This window comes from Methylomonas sp. 2BW1-5-20, from assembly GCF_052474515.1.
Map to the genome: position 1 here is coordinate 916,047 of NZ_CP184127.1, position 19,460 is coordinate 935,506.

General features: G+C 53.2%; 19 protein-coding genes and 1 pseudogene. 13 read left to right on the plus strand and 7 right to left on the minus strand.

The window, feature by feature from the left end; all coding sequences use genetic code 11:
• Nucleotides 1-110: 110 nt before the first annotated feature.
• Nucleotides 111-398 (plus strand): type II toxin-antitoxin system TacA family antitoxin, encoded by a 288-nt coding sequence (locus ACH50O_RS04180; protein ID WP_446810784.1) that lies wholly within the window; start codon nt 111-113, stop codon nt 396-398.
• On the plus strand, nt 388-879 hold the full coding sequence (locus ACH50O_RS04185; protein WP_446810785.1) for a GNAT family N-acetyltransferase: 492 nt from the start codon (nt 388-390) through the stop codon (nt 877-879). Before ACH50O_RS04180 ends, ACH50O_RS04185 begins: the two co-directional genes overlap by 11 nt.
• Before the next feature lie 2 nt (nt 880-881).
• Here ACH50O_RS04185 and cas3f read toward each other — a convergent pair whose 3' ends face one another.
• The 4 genes from cas3f to ACH50O_RS04205 form a co-directional block, all read right to left on the minus strand.
• Entirely contained in the window at nt 882-4,187 is a 3,306-nt protein-coding gene (cas3f, locus tag ACH50O_RS04190; protein WP_446810786.1) for a type I-F CRISPR-associated helicase Cas3f, read from the minus strand.
• A 185-nt stretch (nt 4,188-4,372) separates the two neighbouring features.
• On the minus strand, nt 4,373-5,053 hold the full coding sequence (cas1f, locus tag ACH50O_RS04195; RefSeq protein WP_446810787.1) for a type I-F CRISPR-associated endonuclease Cas1f: 681 nt from the start codon (nt 5,051-5,053) through the stop codon (nt 4,373-4,375).
• On the minus strand, nt 5,032-5,319 hold the full coding sequence (locus tag ACH50O_RS04200; RefSeq protein ID WP_446810788.1) for a hypothetical protein: 288 nt from the start codon (nt 5,317-5,319) through the stop codon (nt 5,032-5,034). Before ACH50O_RS04200 ends, cas1f begins: the two co-directional genes overlap by 22 nt.
• Before the next feature lie 873 nt (nt 5,320-6,192).
• Complete coding sequence (locus ACH50O_RS04205) at nt 6,193-6,966, minus strand: nuclear transport factor 2 family protein (protein ID WP_446810789.1); 774 nt, start codon at nt 6,964-6,966, stop codon at nt 6,193-6,195.
• A gap of 131 nt (nt 6,967-7,097) precedes the next feature.
• Between ACH50O_RS04205 and ACH50O_RS04210 the strand changes: the two genes are divergently transcribed.
• The 4 genes from ACH50O_RS04210 to ACH50O_RS04225 all read left to right on the plus strand — a co-directional run bounded on the left by ACH50O_RS04210 (nt 7,098) and on the right by ACH50O_RS04225 (nt 11,920).
• A complete protein-coding gene (locus ACH50O_RS04210; RefSeq protein ID WP_446810790.1) occupies nt 7,098-8,000 on the plus strand; it encodes an AraC family transcriptional regulator in 903 nt (300 codons plus the stop codon).
• Nucleotides 8,001-8,167: 167 nt separating this feature from the next.
• Complete coding sequence (gene nhaD, locus ACH50O_RS04215) at nt 8,168-9,613, plus strand: sodium:proton antiporter NhaD (protein ID WP_446810791.1); 1,446 nt, start codon at nt 8,168-8,170, stop codon at nt 9,611-9,613.
• Between the two features lie 37 nt (nt 9,614-9,650).
• Nucleotides 9,651-11,222 (plus strand): DUF4118 domain-containing protein, encoded by a 1,572-nt coding sequence (locus tag ACH50O_RS04220; RefSeq protein ID WP_446810792.1) that lies wholly within the window; start codon nt 9,651-9,653, stop codon nt 11,220-11,222.
• A complete protein-coding gene (locus ACH50O_RS04225) occupies nt 11,222-11,920 on the plus strand; it encodes a response regulator (RefSeq protein ID WP_446812109.1) in 699 nt (232 codons plus the stop codon). Before ACH50O_RS04220 ends, ACH50O_RS04225 begins: the two co-directional genes overlap by 1 nt.
• A 69-nt stretch (nt 11,921-11,989) precedes the next feature.
• Here ACH50O_RS04225 and ACH50O_RS04230 read toward each other — a convergent pair whose 3' ends face one another.
• From ACH50O_RS04230 to mtnA, 3 genes are read right to left on the minus strand one after another with little or no spacing between them, the layout of a single operon-like run.
• On the minus strand, nt 11,990-12,196 hold the full coding sequence (locus ACH50O_RS04230; protein ID WP_446810793.1) for a DUF1289 domain-containing protein: 207 nt from the start codon (nt 12,194-12,196) through the stop codon (nt 11,990-11,992).
• 10 nt (nt 12,197-12,206) lie between these two features.
• Nucleotides 12,207-12,947: a sulfate transporter CysZ gene (gene cysZ / locus ACH50O_RS04235; RefSeq protein ID WP_446810794.1), complete on the minus strand. Its 741-nt coding sequence runs from the start codon at nt 12,945-12,947 to the stop codon at nt 12,207-12,209.
• A complete protein-coding gene (mtnA, locus tag ACH50O_RS04240; RefSeq protein WP_446810795.1) occupies nt 12,941-13,978 on the minus strand; it encodes an S-methyl-5-thioribose-1-phosphate isomerase in 1,038 nt (345 codons plus the stop codon). The genes cysZ and mtnA overlap by 7 nt, the downstream gene beginning before the upstream one ends.
• A gap of 268 nt (nt 13,979-14,246) precedes the next feature.
• On the opposite strand from mtnA, the gene ACH50O_RS04245 reads away from it, so the two are divergent.
• The 7 genes and pseudogenes from ACH50O_RS04245 to ACH50O_RS04275 all read left to right on the plus strand — a co-directional run bounded on the left by ACH50O_RS04245 (nt 14,247) and on the right by ACH50O_RS04275 (nt 19,434).
• Nucleotides 14,247-15,569: a TRZ/ATZ family hydrolase gene (locus tag ACH50O_RS04245; protein WP_446810796.1), complete on the plus strand. Its 1,323-nt coding sequence runs from the start codon at nt 14,247-14,249 to the stop codon at nt 15,567-15,569.
• Nucleotides 15,570-15,697: 128 nt separating this feature from the next.
• A pseudogene (locus tag ACH50O_RS04250) lies at nt 15,698-15,976 on the plus strand (methyltransferase domain-containing protein); the annotation flags it as partial.
• Nucleotides 15,922-16,404 carry a bifunctional 2-polyprenyl-6-hydroxyphenol methylase/3-demethylubiquinol 3-O-methyltransferase UbiG gene (gene ubiG / locus ACH50O_RS04255; protein WP_446812110.1) on the plus strand — a complete coding sequence of 161 codons (483 nt, stop codon included), beginning with the start codon at nt 15,922-15,924 and terminating at the stop codon, nt 16,402-16,404. The pseudogene ACH50O_RS04250 and the gene ubiG, both read left to right, overlap by 55 nt.
• A gap of 6 nt (nt 16,405-16,410) precedes the next feature.
• The gene (locus ACH50O_RS04260) at nt 16,411-17,082 is read left to right on the plus strand and encodes an HAD family hydrolase (protein ID WP_446810797.1); all 672 of its coding nucleotides are present in this window, start codon (nt 16,411-16,413) and stop codon (nt 17,080-17,082) included.
• Complete coding sequence (locus ACH50O_RS04265; protein ID WP_446810798.1) at nt 17,073-17,801, plus strand: SDR family NAD(P)-dependent oxidoreductase; 729 nt, start codon at nt 17,073-17,075, stop codon at nt 17,799-17,801. Before ACH50O_RS04260 ends, ACH50O_RS04265 begins: the two co-directional genes overlap by 10 nt.
• A gap of 7 nt (nt 17,802-17,808) precedes the next feature.
• Nucleotides 17,809-18,357 carry a putative Fe-S cluster assembly protein SufT gene (gene sufT, locus ACH50O_RS04270; RefSeq protein ID WP_446810799.1) on the plus strand — a complete coding sequence of 183 codons (549 nt, stop codon included), beginning with the start codon at nt 17,809-17,811 and terminating at the stop codon, nt 18,355-18,357.
• Nucleotides 18,358-18,543: 186 nt separating this feature from the next.
• Complete coding sequence (locus ACH50O_RS04275; RefSeq protein WP_446810800.1) at nt 18,544-19,434, plus strand: GGDEF domain-containing protein; 891 nt, start codon at nt 18,544-18,546, stop codon at nt 19,432-19,434.
• Nucleotides 19,435-19,460 lie beyond the last annotated feature (26 nt).

A 19,460-nucleotide genomic window follows, 5' to 3' on the forward strand; every position in this document is an offset into this window, starting at 1 on the left:
TTGTATTTGTATTGTCCAAATTCGCTGCCGCACAGGCAGGTTATGTGCCCCTAAATAGGAACAAAGAGCCTAGTTTGTGGGTACAATGCATCCCATTCAGGAGGCGTAATATGACAATCGAAGCAGGCAAACAAGACGTTCTAAAAGTTCGTATGGATATAGCGACCATACAACTGCTCGAGCAGGCCCGAAGCTATGTCGGCTTGGACAAAAGTAAGTTCATCCGCCAAAGCATTCGGGAAAAAGCCCAAGCCGTGATCGCCGCGCACGAGCAAACCAAGTTCAGTGCGGACGATTGGCGGCTGTTTTTCGAGTTGCTGGATAACCCGCCTGAGCCGACCGAACGCATGAAAAAAGCTTTGCAGACCTACAACAACATCGTTGCCGATGAAGTTTGAGCGGTTACAACCCGATTTGCATGACCGAAAAACCTTCGATTGCGGCGATACGGCACTCAATCTGTATCTGCGGCAATTTGCCAATCAGGACCAAAACCGCGGTTTGTCACGCGTTTACGTGCTGGCCGAGCAACGGCGAATAGTCGGTTATTACTCGATCAGCGCGTATTCGGTGGCGACCGATGAATTAGCGGACCAAGCCAAAACCGGCGCTTACCACGAACTGCCCTTTTTGTTGTTGGGCCGCTTGGCCGTCGATCAAGCCTTTCAAGGCCAAGGCTTGGGCGACGCCTTGATTATTCACGCCTTCAAAATCACGGTGGAAGCCGCCGAAAAAATCGGCATTTTCGGCATGATCGTCGATGCCAAGGACGAACGCGCCGCCGGTTTTTATCAACGCTTTGGCTTTAAACGCCTGAGCACCAGCAAAAACCGCTTGGTCCTACCGTTCTCGGCCATCAAAAAGCTGGTTCAATCCTAAACTCACGGTTTCCAGAATCCCAATTGCTGGCAATAGGCAAACACTAAACGTTCGCCAGTCAGCAAATCGTTGTCGTCAATTCGTACATTGATTTCGCCGTAACGTAAAGCCGTGTCGGTTTGCGACCAGCCTTTTTTCTCGGCGTGTCGTTCGAGTAGTTCGGCGTAATCCCGATACAGCCAGCATCTTTCCCGTTCCAATTTGCTCAGTTCCACGCGCTCAATTTTGCAATTGCCTTCAACGACGTTGATGCCGCCTTGCGGTAATTTCTCGACGAACTGCCAATCGGCTTTTTCGTCCGGCACGTCGAATAAGATTCGCTGCTTATCGGATTGGCGAAACGGGGCCAGATGTTGCGGCAAGGCGGTCAACCACCAGCACCCGCCGAGCCAGCCTTGCAGACTTTCCGGGCCTTGTTTGTCGTAGCTGGTCAGCAAATTTTGGATGCAATGGTGCTCCAGATCGGCCAGACTTTCGGCCGGCCTTAGTTCGGCGTTGGTTCGAATACGCGGCGCGGCGGTGATAGCCTGCAATTGTTCGGAGGGGATCAACCGTTTCAAGTCATGCGTCGCTAAGCGCTGGCGCGGGCTTTCGAAGCCCGGTCGGCAAAAAGCCGGCAGATCGTCGCCTTGCAACAGCGCTTTCAAGTTGTATTGCAGCAGGCTGATATTCGGCGCTTTCGGCGTCTGTGGCCGATGCCGCAACACCCGCCCGGCCAACTGGATGATGGAGCGATAAGACGACGGCTCGACCACCGCCCAATCGAAATCGTGGTCGCGACCGACTTCCTCGACCGGCGTCGCTACCAGGATAAAGATCAGGTTATCGGCTTGACTGCGGTCGATATGGTGGCGGATTAAAGGTTCGCTGAACACTGCGGCGGGTTGGTCGCGCTTTAACACCGCATCCAAATGCCGTTCCTGTTCGTGGCGCAATAACAAGATCTGCTGGCTATGGTAGGCCATGATGCGAATCTCGACATCGTCCGGCCAATCCTGCGCTTGTGCCAGGTAACGGGTCAGCGCAATGCATGGAGGAATGTTCGCCATCCGCACCACGCCGAACGAAATCCGTTTTCCACTATGTGGGTCGGACTCGGCATGGCGGCGATGTTGCTCGACGACGGCTTGTTGAATCGTCTTAAAGTAAACCTGTCCGACGGACAGGTTGTTATCCTCTGGCAGAGAAAAATCGACGATCTCGGCGATGCGTTTGGCGGGGCTTTGCCGGATGTTTTGCAGTTTGGCTCTACGTTTTTCGACAAAGCTCCAATGCGTTTGCCGGTATGCTTGAATATCGGCATTTTGCAGTGTAGCAACTTCGCAGCCCGATTCGTCGATCCAGGCGCAGCCGATTTGGCTATGCAAGCCGCGAGCCTGGGCAAACAAACGCCAACCTTCCCGATAGGCGTTGAAATAACCTTCCGCCAAGGCCGGCGGAATCGTCGCCGAGGAAATCATCACCTTGCAGCCGGACATGCCGGCCAGATGAATCAAGCGACCGATGGCAATCAAATCGTCGCCGTCGAAATCGTCGATTTCGTCGATGACCAAATCCGACGACATCAGCCGCAAACTCGGCAAGATGTAGCGTCCGCCGCGCCGGGTTTCGGTGGCCGCCATCAAATGATCGATGGTACAGGTCAGCACCGGGGCATAGAGGAATTTTTGTTTACGGTGGTCAATTTTACCGGTCCTATCCGTCCATAGCGTGCTTAAGGCGCTGAGTGCTTGGTCGGGAATGTCGAAATCGACGTCGTTGTCGTCCCACCATTCTTCGGCCGATTCCGAGCCGCTTTTCTCGTCAGCCGCTATGGCTTCCGTCTTTTGCCGGGCTTGATTATGCAGTTCCAGCACCGCGCGGGAACCGATTATTACCGCCAATTCGCTGTTATCCAGGCCGATGCGCGCCCGATATTCATCGCCGGTTTGTAGCGTCAAAGTCCGCAAACCCAAGGCTAAAGCGTAACGCAAACTTTCACCGTCCTTGGACAAGGCTTGCATGATTTTGGCGTTTGCCAGAGTTTTGCCGCAACCGGTGCTGGCCATGTTGACCGCGAAGAAACCGAAACGAGTTTCCGCCAAATTCCGTGCGGCTTTCCACGCCTTGATGGCCGCCGCTGCTTGTTCCTGCCAGCGGAAACGGGCATCGGCGCTTTTTTGTTTCAGTCGTTTTACGTCATACACCGGTGGCGGCTCGGATTCGAATAAGGGCAAGCGGCGAGCGACGGTAGCAGCCTGTTTGGCAACCCGCACCAAGTGCTCGTCCAACAATTGCTTGGGTTCTCCGTGCCTATCGGTATTGGCGTAAAGCGGCACGACTTTTTGCCAGTTTTTATCGGCGTCTTGCGAGGAATAGTTGTGGTCACCCAGCATCAGACTCAACCGGCAATAGTGCAGTACCAGCCGGTAGCCGCCGTCGGCCATTGCTTGTTCCAGCATAGGCAGGCAAGCTTGCAATTTGGCCGCCGCCGTTTTTAGTTGCGTTAGCCAGGACGCGGACTGGCGCAACAGACCATGGGGAAACTCAAAGCATTGGTTCAGCCGGTCGGTGTCGGATTCGTTGCTGTAGCCCCAGTCGGCTGTGATGTAGGCGAGGGTTTTTCGTAGATTCGGAGCAGGTTCGTCTTGCCATGCTTTGGCGGTGTCCTTAGTTTTAAAATCCGGCAGTTTGTGGTGCGTGACAATCAGCCAGGCGATCAAGCCAGCCGCATCCGGTAAGTCGGCCATCGGCTTGTTGCAGGCTTGCCGGACGGCTTGCTGGATTGAATGTTCGTCGATCACGCCGTCAGCCAAACGCTTTAACCATTCGGTATCGCCGGTTGCGCCGTTGATAAAAGCTTTCAGCAGCATCAACGACATCCACTCGTGGCGCAAGGGGTCGGGCGGCTGCTTGGTCAAAAGTTTGTTTTGAAAACACAGCGAGGCCTTGCCCCAGTCGTGAAATAGCGCCGCTAAAGTGGTCAGTGCTTTGATCAGCGGCAGAAAGTGCCAGTCGCTTTCCCATTGATTGTTTACGACCGTTTTTTGCGTGCTGTTGACCGGCACGATGCCTTCCGAGTTGAAGCGGCGGCGATTGCCGACTATCCAGACCAGTTCGCTGCGGCTGCGCGCTCTGAGCCAGTGGCAGGACACGGCGGTACTTTTCGTCGCCGTCTTGCGCAGTAACTTTTTCACCGCTTGCAAGCCTTCCTCGGTAATCACCGTTTGCCAGGTGTTGTCGCCGATGCGGTTGGCGAAGGCGTCCAGCACGCGGCGGGTGCGGGCCAGGGCTTTTTTCTGGCATTGGCTGACGAAGGTGACCATCATGGTTGGCGGCCCTCTCCGTGCCCGTAAACTGATCGCGTAGTCTTGCCTAATTGCAAAGAACCCGAGGATGACCGACCGTCATTCCCGTGAGAACGGGAATCCAGGAACAGATACTTTCTGGGTTTCCGTCTGCGCGGGAACGACGAACACCATTCATTCACACATAGGTATGGCGCCTTCATTTGCTAATCCGTTTCCTTTAACGCCTGCCGCTTAACCTGCTCGAACATAAAGTCCAGAGCTTTGTGGTCGGTGAATTTTTGCAGGATTTGCTGGCGAAACTCCTGCTCACTCATCTTTTCCTTGGCGCAGACAAAGGCCCAGGGCAGGACGATGGCATCCTTGATCAGGTCGGCAACATCGAACACCAGCGCGCCGCGCCGGGTTTTGCCGTGCATGACCGCGAAGCCGTGCGGTATGCCCAGTACCCACAAGGTCGTGGCCGCCAGGCCGTAAGCCAGATAGTTGCCGTGGTTCAAAAAGCCGTTGGCGAGATCGGTGGCGTCGTGGTCGCGGCTGAAATCGGCGTGTTGGGTGGCTCTGGCAGCATAGCGGTAGAGTTGTTTGGTCAGCAAGGCTTCGCGTTGCAATAGATCGCCGACCTTGCCGGCTTGTTCGACTTGCGCGGCGTAACTGTCCAGCGCGGCGGCTATGGCGCTGTCGTCGGCGAAGATGTTTTCGGCTTGCAGGTCGCGGTCTTTGCTCCAGACTCGGCGCAGGTAATCGATTCGGGCTTTTTGAAAGGCTTTGGCAACCGTCAAACGTTGTGCGTCGTCGAACCAGAATTTCAGCCAACCCTGGATATATTCGGTGGGGCGGTATTCGCTTTGCGGCGTCAGCCATTCTATTTCGCAGCCGCTAAACAAGGGCGTGCCTCCGCCGCCGCAAAAACCGACCAGCACGCGCCGGCGCTGGCCAGCATGCGCATCGCCGCCTGGGTGATCGAGGTGCCGGTGCCAAGCAGGATAACGGTGGTATTGGCGATGGGAATGTTCCAGTAATAGTTTTCGTCCTTGGCTTCGGTCAAATACAGCACGCGGCCGTCTTTCTGCATCACCCTGCATTTTTCCAGGTAGTAGATGTTGGCGCGTTTGGAGTGGAGGATGGCTTTGAGATCGGTGAGTTGTTCCATAACCTGATTTTCCTGAAATTCCTATAGGAAGAAGATTATTGCTGACCTTTTTCGTTAGCGTCAATCTCATCGCGATGTTGAGCGTGACGAATCTGGAACTGCGGGGAGCTATATGTTCGGAGCGCAAAAGTCGGAAAGTTAACTGGCGTATTTCGTTAATTGACGGTCTGCAGGCAGGTTGAACCGACGATGGAAAAAACGCAGCCTTTTAAAGGGCTGCGTTTTTAGATCGGATACTGTGCTAGGCGTAGCGGAATTTTGCAATTTGCGGCAGGGTTTTAGCTATCGACACCTGCACCGGCACATTAGCCGCTGATTGGGGCGCTGCTTCTCCCGAAAACGACAAAAGGTTTGGGGAGCGTAGATTGAGGCACGAAGCCAACGCGACAGCCATAAAATCACCCGGAAACCATCGGCAAAGCGAAATCAAAGTTACTGATGATTTGAAGGTCATCAATGTTGAGGGGGGGCGTGCCTAACCGCTAACCTACAAGCTCAACGTACGGGATGCTTGTGCGTCGACAGGCTCAGCTCGAACGGTCCAAGGGCCGTCGAATGATAGCGTCGGCGTGCAAATATACGGCCACCGATACGTCGCCGAGGACAGACAAACGTATCAGTCAAAGGGTCGGATAGGTTTGCCGACACCTTCTATAGGTCAATATTTGCCAACTAAGCTCCGGCAATTTGCTCTTGATTATCAACAGCCAAATTGGCCTGGTAAATCAATCCGTTGATTAAAGGTCAGAGACAATCATGCCCTTGAACCTGAGTCAGAATTTACCGTTTGCATGCTTATGCATGGTCGTTAATGGAATGGTTTCAATCGTATCCCAGTGTTCGGCAATTTTGTTATTTTCTACGCGGAACAGATCATAGAACGCGCTGTGCCGGCCGGCTGAAATAGCCCTCGCTCACCACCAAAACGAAATTGCCTTCCCCCAGTATTTTGTGGATACGGTGATATTTCATCGTAATGCCTTGTTTGACCATGACTTGCAAGGCGGCGCTCAGCCCCGACAAACCGTCTGCAATCTGCGGGTTATGCTGGATATAGTGGTCGCCGTCAAAATACGTTGCCAACACATTCATACGACCATTGACAAGAATGTCGTCAACGAAGTTATGCACTAGGTTTTTGTTCGCTTCGGTTTTATCCAGATTTGTAACCTCTGTTGGGCCGTCCAGCATAGTGTGGCTGCTTGGATTGGTAGCAGCAGGTTTTTCTTGCAAGTTATCCCAATGCTCGACAATCTTGCCGTTCTCGAAACGAAAAATATCGAAGCCAACCTTCGGACCAAAAAAATCGTAGTCAGTGTGCGCGAATACGAATTCGCCGTCCTGAAAAACACGGAGGGTATTTACTCTGGACGATCCTTTCGGCAGTAGTTTAAGCACGGCAGCAAAACCTTCCAAGCCATCGGCTACTGCTAAATTATGCTGAATGTATTGATTAGGATTGATATAGCCGACTGGTTTGGGATCCCCGGATTCGATGCTTTTGAGCAAACTGACGACTTTTTGTTTGTACTGGCTGGACATGGTTTTCTCCTGGGAATAATCATTAGACATGGCAATAAAAGGGATAAAAATTGCACCTATCCCAACCGAGGCCAAGATAAGACGCCGTGATTTGATGATGGTCATGACAAAAATCTCCTTCATGTTTTTCAAATGGTTGATAAAAAATTACGAAGGAAATTTTCGGCTTCATCTGCATTATTCACAAGGTAACTAAGGGGGGATTTATGGTATAAAATGGACAATTTGAGGTTGTCATGGCTCACCGCTCTGTAAAAGCCGCCATTGCCCAAATCGGCTACGCGCCGCCGACTGGCTATGATTTGGATTTGGAGATTTTCCCCATATCAGCGCTTAGGCAAAGAGTGAGCGCGAAAAGGCTGCAACTGGCCGAACGTATCGCCTTTTACATGTTGATTTATGTCAGCGATGGATGTTGTCGACACATGGTGGATTTCGAGTTTATCGACTGTGAGCCGGGCTCGCTATTGATATTACAGCCGGAACAGGTACACCGTTTCGATATGGCGACTGACTGGCAAGGTTGGGTGATGCTTTATCGTCCTGAATTTCGAGAGCCTAGGAAAACTCCGATGTCTGCCGATGAACAGGAAGTCTTTCAATATGTGGAAGATTTACCAATTGCATTGGTGCTCGACGAAAACCAGCAACAATGGATGGCGGCAAGTATCGCATGCATGTTCGCCGATACGCAGCGTTTGGCTGAGCGGGGTGTGGTGCATGCCATTTTGCGTTACCAGTTATATGAGCTGCTTATTCGTCTGTATCTTTATCAGTCGGATAAACCTTCACTGGAGAGAGCTGATCCATCGGCAGTACAGCGCTTCAAACGTTACCGATCGGCCATAGCGCAACACTTTTACCATTGGCACCGGGTATCCGACTATGCCAAATTCCTCGGTTGCTCTGAAAAGACGCTTGGTCGCACTACACTGGAAGTCGCCGGCGTGAATGCCAAAACCTATCTTTCCCAGCGTATAGCTCTGGAAGCAAAACGGCTTTTGTTCCACACAGACTTATCCGTGTCGCTGATTGCAGAAAGCTTGGGTTTTGAGGAAGCAACGAATTTCGTCAAATTCTTTCGCCGAGAGGTGGGGTGTGCACCGGGTGAATTCAGGAAACGAAATTTAGCGCATTGAGCATACTACGCTTGTTTTTGGAAACTGCGGGAAATAACGGAATAGAGAAGGCCGCCAAAGCATACCCTGGCTTCTGCCAATTAACCGCAATCTCCCAGGTTCTTTACACCTTTTTTATATCCCGCCGATTAGAATTTGCGAATGGCAAACAATCTAAGGAGAGCATCGTGCAAGGTATATTTTGGCTGCTGGGATTGGCGGCTTTGGCGCTACCCGAATGGGGTTATGCCGAAACGAACGGAGCGGCGATCGTGCAGCCGCTCGATCTGACTCATCATTGGGCCGGCTATTTTTCACTGACGGTGATGGTGGCGGCCTATGTCGCGGCGATGTTCGAAGAAGCGACGGAACTGCGCAAATCCAAACCCATGTTGTTGGCGGCGGCGTTGATTTGGTTCGTCATCGTCCTGGTATATCAAGAGCAAGGCAACGATTTGCTGGCGGTAACCGCCTTTAAAAGCAATTTGCAAACGTATATCGAACTGTTGCTGTTCATTATGGTGTCGATGACTTATTTGAACGCGATGGAAGACATGCGGATTTTCGATGCCTTGAAAGTTTGGCTGGTCCGGAAGAATTTGAGCTATCGGCAATTGTTCTGGATCACCGGCTTGTTGGTGTTTTTCATTTCCTGCGTGGTCAACGGCCTGACGGCCGGCTTATTGATGGGAGCGGTGGCGGTGGCGGTCGGTAAAGATAGTCCGCGCTTTGTGTCCTTGGCTTGCATCAATATTGTGGTCGCGACCAATGCCGGCGGTTCCTTCAGTCCTTTGGGCGGTATTTCGACGCTATTTGTTTGGCAACACGGCATGTTGGGCTTTACCGAATTTTTCAAACTGTTCGTACCTTGCCTGGTGAATTTGTTGGTTCCCGCCATGGCGATGCATTTTGCATTGCCCAAGGACAAACCGACTATCGAAGTTGAGCAAGTGGAATTGCCGCGCGGTGCCAAACGCATCATTTTGCTGTTCGGCGTCACCATTGGGTTGGCGGTTGGCTTTGACATGGCGTTGCATTTGCCGGCCGCGGCCGGCATGATGGCCGGCTTGTCGCTGCTGCAGTTTTTTTATTTCTATATGCATAAAACCGATAAAGCCGATGCCCAGCAACAATCCGAGTTTGCGTTGTTTTTCGGCGGCGGCGATCTGAACGCCTCGGCGGTTAATGCCAGCCGATTCGATATTTTCGACAAAGTGGGACGCCTGGAGTGGGATACCTTGCTGTTCTTTTACGGGGCGATGATGGGTATCGGCGGCCTGGGTTATATCGGTTATCTGGATGCCATTTCGCATATTTTATACGGGCAACTCAACCCATCCCTGGCCAATATTCTGATCGGTTTATCGTCGGCCTTTGTCGATAACGGTACCTTGATGTTTGCGGTGCTGACCATGCATCCGGATATTCCGCAAGGCCAATGGCTGTTATTGACTTTGACGCTGGGCGTCGGCGGCAGTTTGCTGGCAATCGGTTCTGCGCCGGGTATAGGCTTGCTCGGCCAAGCCAAGGGTCAATACACCTTTAGCAGCCATATGAAATGGTGTCCGGCGATTTTGTTAGGTTATTTCGCCAGCATTGGGGTGCATTTTCTGGTCAATGCCAATTCGTTTTGAGAAATCGGGCTGACAGTACCCATGGTGGAGGAATATTTTGCGCAGTCAGGCTAAGCACACACAGCCGCTACCCTTAGTCGAGCCGCATTTGCCTGCGGCGATAAGCGGCGCCGAGCGTTGGCACGGTTACCTCTGGGGTGTAGCGGCGCCGTTTATTTGTACCGCAATCGACTGGCCGCTGCGCCATATACTGGGGCCGGCCAGTATTTTGATGACGTTTCTACTGGGCGTGTTTCTGGTGGCCAGCCGCTATGGCCGCGGCGCATCGATCACCGCGTCGCTACTGAGTTCGCCGGTTTTTGCCTACTACTTTGCCCCGCCGATTTTCTCGTTTGCGATTTCCGATCTACAGAACATGCTGGGCTTGGCGGTGATGATCGTGGTTGCCAATCTGACCAGCAATTTGCTGGATAAATCGCGCGCACAGGCCGAAATCGCCTGGCAACGGGAAAGCCGAGCCAACGCGCTATACCGTTTGAGCCGGGCGTTGTCGGACGCACAGGATAATCAAACGGTCGCGGCCATCGCGATTCAACATATTCACGATCAATTCCAAGCGCGGACGGTGCTGCTGTTTACCGATGCGCATGGAGATTTGCATCTACCCGCCGCCGGTCCGTTATCCTGTTCCCTGCGTGGCGCCGACCCGGCAATTGCCAGGCAAGCGTTTCAACAGCGTGCCGTCCAACAACAAGCGGGTTTGGAGTATTACCCCTTGCAAGGTTCGCAGTCCTGGCCGGGAGTGTTGGCGGTTAGACCCGATCCGGTATCGGTTTTGTCCGATGCGGAATTAAGTGCGCTATTCGATACTTTCCGCAATTTGATTGCGCAAGCGCTGGAGCGATTGCATCTGGCGGGACAGGCCAGGGATGCCATTTTGCAAGCGGAGGCCGAAGCCCTGCGCAATGCCTTGCTTAGCGCCATTTCTCACGATTTACGCACGCCCCTGACGCGGATTATCGGTGCCGCCGGCGCATTGATCGACAATGCGAGGGATTTTTCGGCGGATGAAAAACAGGATTTATATAAAGCGGTGATTGACGAAGCGCAACGCATGGCGGAGTTGACCAGTAAAATTCTGGATATGGCCAGGCTGAGTAGCGGCGAGATTGTGCTGCATCGGGAATGGAATGCGTTGGAAGAAATCGTCGGCAGCGCCCTGACTCGTTTGAATAAACATTTGCGGGACAGGCCGGTGCGCACGCAGTTGCCTGACAGTTTGCCCTTGGTTTGGATCGATGCGGTGCTGTTGGAGCAGGTGTTGGTGAATCTGATCGAGAACGCCGTCAAATACACGCCGCCCGGCAGTCCTATCGATATCGGCGCCGAAAAAACCGTGCGTGGTTTGCGTTTGGCGGTATCGGATTACGGCCCCGGTATCGAGCCGGGTATGGAAGAAAAAATATTCGATAAATTCTATCGGGCCGTGGCCGAAACCCAGCAAAGCGGGGTAGGGCTGGGTTTGGCTTTATGCCGGGCCATCGTCGAGGCGCACGAGGGGACGATAAGCGCGGCCAATTTGTCCGGTAAAGGCGCGATATTTGTTATCGAATTACCCGTGCACGAACCGCCGCCTCTGGATTTTAAGGAAACCGGGCTAGTCGAATGATGAATCAATCCGAACCCTTGATCCTGTTGATAGAAGACGACTCCCAAACCCGGCGTTTCCTGAAAAGCAGCCTGAGTAACCGAGGCTGGCGCATCATAGAGGCGGATTGCGGCAAAACGGGCTTGGCATTGCTGAAAAGCGATCATCCCGATTGCGTCATTCTGGACTTGGGTTTGCCGGATATGGACGGTATTTCGGTCACTCGGCGTCTGCGGCAGTTATCCGACTTGCCGGTGCTGGTGTTGTCGGCGCGCAGTCAGGAGCAAAACAAAATTATGGCCCTGGATGCCGGTGCGGATGATTATCTAACCAAACCGTTCGGCAGCGGCGAATTACAGGCCAGGTTGCAGGCCTTGTTGCGCCGGGTTTCACGCAGTATCGGCAATTTCGAAAGTTTCGAGACCGGACAGTTGCGCGTCGATCTGGCGCGGCGTAAGGTGTTTATCGCCGAAAACGAACTACGGATCACGCCGATCGAATACCGCCTGTTGAGCATCCTGATTCGCCACGCCGGTTTGGTCGTTACTCATCGGCAGTTGCTGACGGAAGTTTGGGGCGCTGAACATATTCACGATCAGCATTATCTGCGGATTTACATGGGGCAATTGCGCCACAAGCTGGAAATCAATCCGGCCCGCCCGCGTTACTTATTGACCGAAGTCGGCGTCGGTTACCGCTTGGCGGCGGATTTGGAATGAATATCGGGAGTTTCTAACTTGAGTCTAGCCGGCAACGCCAAGGCATTGCCGGCAGGAACAGCGCGGAGATTAGGCAGGTTTTTGTAATTTTTTCAGAATACTTTTCCCGATCCGCTCGACAAACTCTTCGGGGTTTTCGTATTCATGGTCCCGGATAAAATCCACCACGGATTTCACCAGTTTTTTGGTGTCGGTGATTTCCTGATGCGATCTGCCGCAGCCTTCGCAATGGCTGCCTTCGCAAGTGCATTGGTCGATACAGGGTTGATATTTCATGGGGTTTTCCTCAAGATTTGGGATTGTTGGAAGTGTTTTCCGACAGGCTGTGCACGTATATCGTCGCGCCGATTACCGCAGCTTGGCCGATCAACAAATTGACGAGGGGTAGTGTCAGTCCTAAACCGGTCAGACCGCCGAAACTTAATACCCCCCAACGGGTTTGCTTCATGAATTGTTTTTGTTCGGGAAACGGCAGGCCGCGCTCTTCCAGCGGATAGGCCAAAAATTCCATCGCGATGCCCCAGGCGGCAAATACGGCCCATAGTAAGGGCGCGATCAGGTTAACGGCCGGTATCAAAAACAGCAGCAATAGCGGCAATACGCGCAGTAATAGATAGCCTACCCGCCGCAGCTCCCCAAAAAATACTTTATCCCAAGGCAGATCGGCTTTGGCGATCTGCCCGCCGCTGATAATTTGCAGAGTTTTGGCCGCCAATTGACTGTAATAGGGGGCGGCGATCAGATTGGCGAACAGGGTAAAAGTAAAGAAACCGATCACCAAAAAGCTGATAAAAAACAGCGGCCACAAAATCCAATTCAGCCAGGACAACCAGTCCGGGATAAAGGAATGAATCAAGGCCGACACCGAATGGTAGCCCAGCACGAAGGCGCCGGTATACAGCACCATATTGATGAACAAGGGGATTAACAAGTATTTGCGCAACTCGGGGTGAGTCAACATTTTTACCCCTTGCCACAAACAGCCCAGCGCAAATAAGGGGTTGTTGCCGCGCGTTAGATTTAACATGGTGCCAAGCTCCTTACCCCGTGTAGACCGGGATCGATAACCACGCCGCGTTCGGTGACGATGGCATTTATCAATGCGGCCGGAGTGACGTCGAACACCGGGTTCCAGGCGTTCACCAACGAGCCGTCGTTTAAGTAACAATCCGTCAGCAGCTCTTTGGGGTTGCGTTCCTCGATTTCGATGCTGTCGCCGTTCTCCATGCTGAAGTCGAAAGTGGAAGAGGGCGCCGCGACCATGACTTTGACCCCATGTTGTTTGGCTAATACCGCCAGCGAATAGGTGCCGATCTTATTGGCCACGTCGCCGTTGGCGGCGATGCGGTCGGCGCCGACGATAATCCAGTCTACCTTGCCGGATTTCATCAGCCAGGCTGCCGCCGAGTCGGCGATCAGCGTGGCGGGAATGCCGTCCTGCGCCAGTTCCCACACGGTTAGGCGCGCGCCTTGCAGCCAGGGCCGGGTTTCGTCGGCATACACATTTTGCAATTCGCCGCGCTGGTGCAGGCTGCGGATCACGCCCAGCGCGGTGCCGTAACCGCCGGTCGCCAGCGCGCCGGCGTTGCAATGCGTCAACACCGCTTTGGCGTTGCCGATCACATCCGCGCCGCGCTCGCCCATGGCGTGATTGGCGGCAATGTCGTCGGCGTGTATTTGTTCGGCCAGTTGTGTCAGGGCGGCGACGGGTTCGGCCGGTTCATTAGCCAGTAAACCGCGCATTTTATCCAGCGCCCAGAACAGATTGACCGCCGTCGGCCGCGAGGCGGCCAGTTGCCGAATATCGTGCTCTACAGCCGTTTGCCAACCCTGCTGCGGATAGTGCCGCATCGCCGACAACACCACACCGTAGGCGGCGGCGATGCCGATGGCCGGTGCCCCCCGCACGCGCATGGAGGCAATGGCATCGGTTACGCCAGCGGCATCCCGGTATTCGTCGTAGGCTATGGTTTCCGGTAGCCGGCGCTGATCCAGTACCTTTAAGCTATGGCCGCTCCATTGCAAGGCTTGTACGGAAAGTTTTTGGATGGTGCTCATGGTGGTTTAGATGAAATCAATTAATTAACGGGTGTTTTTTTCGAGAGCTTGTCAGCCGGCACTTGCCTGGCTGACAGCGTGTTTTTTCGCTTGGCCTCTATTTTAAGATGTTTTAACGATTGTTGTCGGCGTTGTCGAATATTGCCGAGTGTTCCCGGCTATCCGGGAATGGCAAGCGCATGCCGGTAAACTCGCCGAGAGGCTTTACTCCGCGCACGGGCTTATCGGCTACGCGGTATAATCGCCAATTTGCATGCCAGGAGCGCAGATGCAGGTCGATCTTCTGATTCAAGCCCGTTGGATTATCCCGGTTGAGCCGGAATCCGTCATTCATGAGAATTCCAGTCTGGTTGTCGATGAAGGGAAAATCGTCGATTTATTGCCGACCGAACAGGCGATTCTGAAATATCAGGCGCGTAGCGTCGAGATTCTGGATCAGCATGCGCTGATTCCCGGCCTGATAAATTGCCATACCCATGCGGCCATGTCTTTGCTGAGAGGTATCGCCGACGATTTGCAGTTGATGGATTGGCTGCAAAACCATATCTGGCCCGCCGAGCAAAAATGGGTCAGCGAAGCCTTTGTGCGCGATGGTACGGATCTGGCAATAGCCGAAATGTTGCGCTGCGGTACGACTTGTTTCAACGATATGTATTTTTTCCCGGAAATTACCGCGCAGCAGGCCATGCAGCACGGCATGCGCGCCAATGTCGGTTTGATTGTGTTTGATTTTCCAACGGTATGGGCGGAAAACGCCGACGCATATTTGACTAAGGGCTTGGCGCTGCACGAGCAATTGCGTCACGAAACGCTGATCAGCACCTCGTTTGCGCCGCATGCGCCTTATACGGTATCGGACGGACCTTTACGCAATGTCATAACTTATGCAGACGAGATGAATCTGACCGTGCATATGCATTTGCACGAAACCGCGCATGAAGTGGATGAGCAAAAAGGTAAAAACGGCCAAACGCCTCTGCGGCGCCTACATGATTTAGGTTTGCTGACGCCTTCTTTTATCGCGGTGCACATGACGCAATTGTCCGCCGAAGACATTCGTATTTATGCGGAAACCGGCGGCCACATCGTGCATTGTCCGGAATCCAATTTGAAACTGGCCAGCGGTTTTTGTCCGGTGGCGCAATGTCTGGCTGCCGGTATCAACGTGGCCTTGGGCACCGATGGCGCCGCCAGTAATAACGATCTGGATATGCTGTCGGAAATGCGCACGGCCGCTTTGCTGGGCAAGGGTGTAGCCGGCGACGCCAGCGCGGTGTCGGCGATGACGGCACTGCAGATGGCTACCATCAATGGTGCCAAGGCCTTGGGTTTGGACGGCGAAATCGGTTCGATGACCATCGGTAAAGCCGCCGATGTGGTGGCGATCGATTTGAGCGAACTGGAGACCCAACCCATGTTTAATCCGCTGGCGCAGATCGTTTATGCCGCCAGCCGGCATCAGGTCACCGATGTCTGGGTAGCGGGCAAGCAGTTGTTGAAAAAGCGCAAGCTGACGTCCTTCGATTTGCCGGCCCTCAAGCAAAAAATCAAGCTTTGGCAGGAGCGCTTGCAGGAGCGTCCGGGCGATTGATTGGTAATTTCCTCGGAGTTAAAGTCTTAGCGCCGGTCGCAGTTACTGTGGCGACTATGTTGCAAGTTGGCGCATGACTAATAACCTAGTAATACAGTAAACTATAGCCCTATGAACAGGTTGGCATTATGACAGCGACAGAAAACGTACATCCCCACGAAATTCATAAGTTCGGTTCGCAGGCCGAGCGCTGGTGGGATCCGAACGGCGAGTTTAAAACCTTGCACGACGTCAACCCCTTACGGCTGCAATTTATTCAGCAGTACGCCGATTTGCAAGGTAAACGGGTGGCGGATGTTGGCTGTGGCGGCGGCATTCTGACCGAAGGACTGGCGAAAGCCGGTGCTGAAGCATTGGGTGTGGATTTAAGCGAAGACTTGTTGGATATTGCCGATTTGCATGGCCTGGAAACCGGCGTGAATGCCAGTTACCGGAAAATCAGCGCCGAACGGCTCGCCGAAGAACAGCCTGCGGCTTCGATCACGTTACCTGCATGGAAATGCTGGAGCATGTACCCGATCCCGCATCCATCATCGCCGCTTGCGCGACGCTGGTTAAGCCCGGCGGCATGGTGTTTTTCTCGACGTTGAACCGGGTGCCGAAAGCCTGGTTGTTGGCTATTGTCGCGGCCGAGCATGTGCTGAAAATGGTACCGAAAGGCACGCATGACTATAAAACCTTTATCAAACCTTCCGAACTGGGACAGATGGCTAGAAACGTAGGACTTGAGCTGCAAGGGATAGTGGGCATCGAGTATAGTCCTTTCAGCAAGCGCTTTAGTCTGGGTAAGGATATCGGCGTCAATTATATTGCCGCGTTTCAGCGTCCCGAGTAACGGCGCATGAGCGGATTTAAACTGGATTGCGTGTTGTTCGATCTCGACGGTACGCTAGTCGATACCGCGCCGGATTTGATCGCTTGCTTGAATAAGACTTTGGCGGCGCACGGCTTTCCGGAAGCGCCTACGGAAACGGTGCGGCCGTTCATTTCCCACGGGGCCTTGCCGATGATCAAGCATTGCGTGAGCGTGGACGACAATCTGGCGCAACAGATGTTGGCGTTCATGCTGGACACCTATCAAAACAATATTGCCGAACACAGCCAATTTTTTCAAGGTATTGCCGATAGTTTGGCGGCTATAGAGCAGCTGGGTTTGAAGTGGGGGGTGGTCACCAACAAAAAGTCCCGCTTTACCGTTCCGTTAATGGAAGCGATGCAACTCAGCAGCCGGGCTGCCTGCATTGTCAGCGGCGATACCACAGCCAACAGCAAGCCGCATCCCGAACCGATGCTGGCGGCCTGCCGTCAAGCCGGCGTATCGCCGGAGAACTGTGTGTATATCGGCGATGCCATTCATGACATTACCGCCGGCAAACGAGCCAATATGAAAACCCTGGCGGCGCTTTACGGTTACCTGAAAAGCGACGATCAACCTCACACCTGGGGTGCCGATGCGTTGATAGAACAACCGCCGCAATTGATGCAATGGATACACGCGAATTTATGTCATTAAGCGATAAAGTTTTACTCATCACCGGCGCCGGCGGCGGTTTGGGAGGGACTGCGGCCCTGGCGTTAGCCAAGCAAGGCGCGCAAATCATTCTGTTGGATAAAAGCATTCCCAAGCTGGAAAAAGTTTACGATGCAATCGTGGCGAGCGGTGGCCCGGAGCCGGTGATGTATCCCTTCGATCTGGCCGGCGCCAGCGAAGCGCAATACGAAGAGATGGCCGATGCTATCGAGCAACGCTACGGTGTTTTGCATGGCCTATTGCATGCTGCGGTGGAATTTAGCGCCTATAGCCCCATCGCCAATTACAAAACCAAGGATTGGGGCCACGCGTTAAACGTCAACCTCAGCGCGCCTTTCCTGTTATGTCGGGTGTTGCTGCCCTTGCTGCAACGCAGCGAGCATGCTTCCATCGTGTTTATTTCCGATTCGTCTGCGCGCAAAGTCCAGGCTTATTCCGGTGCTTACGGCGTAGCAAAAATCGCGCTGGAAGGCTTTGCCGGCATTCTGGCCGCCGAACTGGAAGCAGCGCAAAAAATTCGTGTTAATACTTTGGTGCCGGGGCCGGTGGATTCACCGCTGCGTAAGCGAGCCTATCCCGCGGAAGATAAAACCGCCATTCCAAGCATGAGCAGCCTTGAGCCGCTTTATGTTTATTTATTCAGCGACGCCAGTATCGGTAAGACCGGTCAAATTATTGACGCCCAAACTTTTAAACCTTAAGAATCTTATGGCAGACAGAGAAGTTGTATTTTTAACCCGCGACGTCAACATTGTGACGATTCCGGACGGCAATCACGGCACCTTGAACAAGGGTCAGGAAGTCACGATACATCAGGCCTTAGGCAGCAACTATACCGTAGTCACGGACTATGGTCATATGGTGCGTATCGCCGGTATCGATGCCGACGCCTTAGGTAAGGAACCCCAACATCTGCACACCCTAGTGTCCGAAACCGACAGCAAAGCCGTCGAAAAGAACTGCTGGGAAGTCATGAAAACTGTCTATGACCCGGAAATTCCGGTCAACATCGTCGATTTAGGTTTGGTTTACCACTGCAGCGCCAGCCCCAATGCCGGCGGCGGCAACGATGTGCATGTGCAGATGACCTTGACGGCGCCGGGTTGCGGCATGGGCCCGGTAATTCAAAGCGACGTCGAGAAATGCATTCGCGCCTTGCCTGGCGTTAGCTCGGTTGATGTCGAAGTCGTTCTGGACCCGCCTTGGTCGCGGGAAATGATGTCCGAAGTGGCACAGGTGCAGTTGGGTTTGTTTTAGACCGTCGTTGCTTCGGCAACGACCCGCTTTTGCATAGAGCGGCAGCGATGCGGCGGAAAATTGCCGCTTGTTGCAAATATGGTGCGTTGATTTTATATAACTAATTGTTATGTAACTGTAATATTGTTTTGGCACGTTCCTGGCTTATTTGTTCTTGAACTTTGATTCAAGACTCGGGGAACCGTCATGAAAGATAAAGCAGCCGATTTAGCCATTGTCAGCAATAAAACCTTTGAAGCTTCAACCGCTGTCAATTTGCATCATTACGATATCAGTAGTGCCTTGCAGACCACATTGGAATTCAACGAGCTGATCAGTATTTTCTGCAATAAAATCCAAAATACTATTCCGCATAACGGTGTGGAATATATCAACGAGGAGTTTGGGTTAGAATTCAAGCGCGGCGTGATGGCCCGCCACTTTTGCAACTACGCTTTGAAAGTCGAAGAGCAACAGTTGGGCGAGTTAAAACTGACCCGCAGTAGTCGTTTCAGCAAAGACGAGCTGAAAATGTTGGAAAGCCTGCTGTGCTGTCTGATTTACCCTTTGAGAAATGCCACCCTGTTTCAGCAAGCGCTGAAAATGGCGTTTACCGATCAATTGACCAAAACCAACAACCGCACCGCGTTCAACGACAGCTTAATGCGCGAGATTAAACGCGCGCATCGCAACTCGCAGCATTTGTCGCTGATATTTGTCGATATCGATCATTTCAAGCATATCAACGACGATTACGGTCATGGTTGCGGCGATTTGGCCTTGTCATCGTTGGCAGGTTGGTTGAAAGACAGCGTACGCGGTAGCGATGCGGTGTTTCGCTATGGTGGCGAAGAGTTTGTCATCTTGCTCAGCGACACCGATATCGACGGCGCGATGGTGATTGGCGAAAGGATCCGCGCCGACATCGAATCTCATACTTTGGCTTACGGCATGGATGTGCTGAACCTGACCGCGAGTTTGGGGATTGCTACGTTAAAAGGTAGCGACAGCCCGGATTCCTTGATCAAACGGGCTGACGCAGCGATGTATGAAGCCAAAAAACACGGCAGAAACCGGGTGGAAGTGGCGGTGGATTAACGTGGCCGGCACCGCGTGGAATGAAA

What these genes read in the sequence shown, in the direction of transcription:
- mtnA (WP_446810795.1), bottom strand. Translation starts at nt 13,978, where the DNA reads ATGAGCACCATCCAAAAACTTTCCGTACAAGCCTTGCAATGGAGCGGC.
- ACH50O_RS04225 (WP_446812109.1), top strand. Translation starts at nt 11,222, where the DNA reads ATGAATCAATCCGAACCCTTGATCCTGTTGATAGAAGACGACTCCCAA.
- cas3f (WP_446810786.1), bottom strand. Translation starts at nt 4,187, where the DNA reads ATGATGGTCACCTTCGTCAGCCAATGCCAGAAAAAAGCCCTGGCCCGC.
- ACH50O_RS04205 (WP_446810789.1), bottom strand. Translation starts at nt 6,966, where the DNA reads ATGACCATCATCAAATCACGGCGTCTTATCTTGGCCTCGGTTGGGATA.
- ACH50O_RS04245 (WP_446810796.1), top strand. Translation starts at nt 14,247, where the DNA reads ATGCAGGTCGATCTTCTGATTCAAGCCCGTTGGATTATCCCGGTTGAG.
- ACH50O_RS04260 (WP_446810797.1), top strand. Translation starts at nt 16,411, where the DNA reads ATGAGCGGATTTAAACTGGATTGCGTGTTGTTCGATCTCGACGGTACG.
- ACH50O_RS04185 (WP_446810785.1), top strand. Translation starts at nt 388, where the DNA reads ATGAAGTTTGAGCGGTTACAACCCGATTTGCATGACCGAAAAACCTTC.
- ACH50O_RS04265 (WP_446810798.1), top strand. Translation starts at nt 17,073, where the DNA reads ATGTCATTAAGCGATAAAGTTTTACTCATCACCGGCGCCGGCGGCGGT.
- ACH50O_RS04200 (WP_446810788.1), bottom strand. Translation starts at nt 5,319, where the DNA reads ATGGAACAACTCACCGATCTCAAAGCCATCCTCCACTCCAAACGCGCC.
- ACH50O_RS04180 (WP_446810784.1), top strand. Translation starts at nt 111, where the DNA reads ATGACAATCGAAGCAGGCAAACAAGACGTTCTAAAAGTTCGTATGGAT.
- ACH50O_RS04275 (WP_446810800.1), top strand. Translation starts at nt 18,544, where the DNA reads ATGAAAGATAAAGCAGCCGATTTAGCCATTGTCAGCAATAAAACCTTT.
- ACH50O_RS04210 (WP_446810790.1), top strand. Translation starts at nt 7,098, where the DNA reads ATGGCTCACCGCTCTGTAAAAGCCGCCATTGCCCAAATCGGCTACGCG.
- ACH50O_RS04230 (WP_446810793.1), bottom strand. Translation starts at nt 12,196, where the DNA reads ATGAAATATCAACCCTGTATCGACCAATGCACTTGCGAAGGCAGCCAT.
- cysZ (WP_446810794.1), bottom strand. Translation starts at nt 12,947, where the DNA reads ATGTTAAATCTAACGCGCGGCAACAACCCCTTATTTGCGCTGGGCTGT.
- sufT (WP_446810799.1), top strand. Translation starts at nt 17,809, where the DNA reads ATGGCAGACAGAGAAGTTGTATTTTTAACCCGCGACGTCAACATTGTG.